The organism is Variovorax brevis, from assembly GCF_030317105.1.
In the GTDB taxonomy this organism is placed as follows: domain Bacteria; phylum Pseudomonadota; class Gammaproteobacteria; order Burkholderiales; family Burkholderiaceae_C; genus Variovorax; species Variovorax brevis.
The window spans coordinates 1-1442 of sequence record NZ_JASZYG010000076.1; the positions used below are offsets into that span (position 1 = coordinate 1).

2 protein-coding genes and 1 pseudogene are annotated in these 1442 nt (G+C 65.2%); all 3 read right to left on the bottom strand.

Going from position 1 to position 1442, the window contains the following annotated elements:
• A partial coding sequence (locus tag QTI66_RS39460) for a CoA transferase (RefSeq protein WP_286565829.1) occupies positions 1 to 225 on the bottom strand: 225 nt, incomplete at its 3' end.
• An 11-nt stretch (positions 226 to 236) separates the two neighbouring features.
• On the bottom strand, positions 237 to 1205 hold the full coding sequence (locus QTI66_RS39465) for a Bug family tripartite tricarboxylate transporter substrate binding protein (protein WP_286565830.1): 969 nt from the start codon (positions 1203 to 1205) through the stop codon (positions 237 to 239).
• Positions 1206 to 1237: 32 nt separating this feature from the next.
• A pseudogene (locus QTI66_RS39470) lies at positions 1238 to 1442 on the bottom strand (tripartite tricarboxylate transporter substrate binding protein); the annotation flags it as partial.

Consider the following 1442-nt stretch of genomic DNA (forward strand, 5'->3'; position numbering starts at 1 on the left):
GATGGTGATGGAGCGCTTGCCCGGGTTCTGGGCGAGAAAGGAGACGCCCATGTAGCGCTTGTTCAGCTCGGGATCGGCGCCGAGCTGGCGCGCAAGATCGCCGCCGTTGCGCGTCTCGACCTTGATGACGTCGGCGCCCATGTGCGCGAGCTGGTGGCAGGCGAAGGGGCCGGCCAGGACATTCGTCAGGTCGAGGACGCGAATGTTGCGAAGTGGTTTTGACATGTCGGGCGCCTTCAATCGGCCTTGATGCCGGCTTGCTTGATCACGGCGCTCCAGCGCTGGATCTCGCTGTTGACCAGTTGCGTCGCCTGCGCCGGTGTGTTGGCCACCACGGTCAGGCCCATCTCCGCGATCTTCTTCTTCGCGTCCGGCTGCGCGAGCGCGGCGTTGAACTCCTTGTTGAGCTTGTCGATGACCGGCTGCGGCGTTCCAGCAGGCGCGCCGATGCCGATCCAGTAGTCGATGTCCATCCTGGGGATGCCGGCCTCCTTTGCAGTCGGCACATCCGGCAGCATCGCGTTGCGCTCGGAGCCCGTCACCATCAGGGCCTTCAGCTTCCCGCTCTTGATGTGGGGCAAGGCCGTCGGCACCGAGGTGATCAGCGCCTGCACCTGGTTGCCCATGAGGTCGGTGAGGACCGCACCCGCGCCCTTGTAGGCGACGTGGACGATGTCCGTGCCCGTCGTGCTCTTGAACAGCTCTCCGGCCAGATGGGTGTTGGTGCCGTTGCCACCCGAGCCGTAGTTGAGCTTGCCAGGTTGCGCCTTGGCCAGCGCGATGAACTCCTGCACTGTCTTTGCGGGCACCGCCGGGTTGACGACCAGCACGTGGGGCACCTTCACCGCCGTGGTGATTTGCGTGAATGCCTTCTTCGGGTCGAAGGGCAAGGTCGGGATCAGGCCGGCGGCAATCGCGTAAGACAACTCGACCGTCAGCAGTGTGTTGCCATCGGGCGCGGCACGCGCTGCGGCGCTCCACCCCACCACGCCGCCACCGCCGGTCTTGTTGTCGACGATCACGGCAGAACCGATGCCGGGGGCGGCGAACTGGGCGATGACGCGCGTGACCAGGTCAGCACTGCCACCGGGCGCATAAGGAACGATGACGGTGATCGGCTTGTTCTGCGCAAAGGCCGAAGTGCCGAGCAGGCAGGCGGCGCCGACCAGGGCAAGCGTCGCGCGGCGGGTTGGGACGAACTGCATGGTGTCTCTTTCCTGGAATCGATGGATGCATGTCAGTCGAGCTTGGCGCCCGATTCGCGTACGGCGGCACCCCAACGGGTGTATTCGCTCTTCATGAATGCGCCGAGTTCCGATGCCGAACCGCCCCGGGCCACGCTGCCTTCTTCCTTGAGGCGCGCAATGACCTCAGGGCGTGCGAGTGAGGCGTTCATGGCCTTGTTGATCTTCTCGATGGCTTCGGGTGGCGTGCCGGTGGGT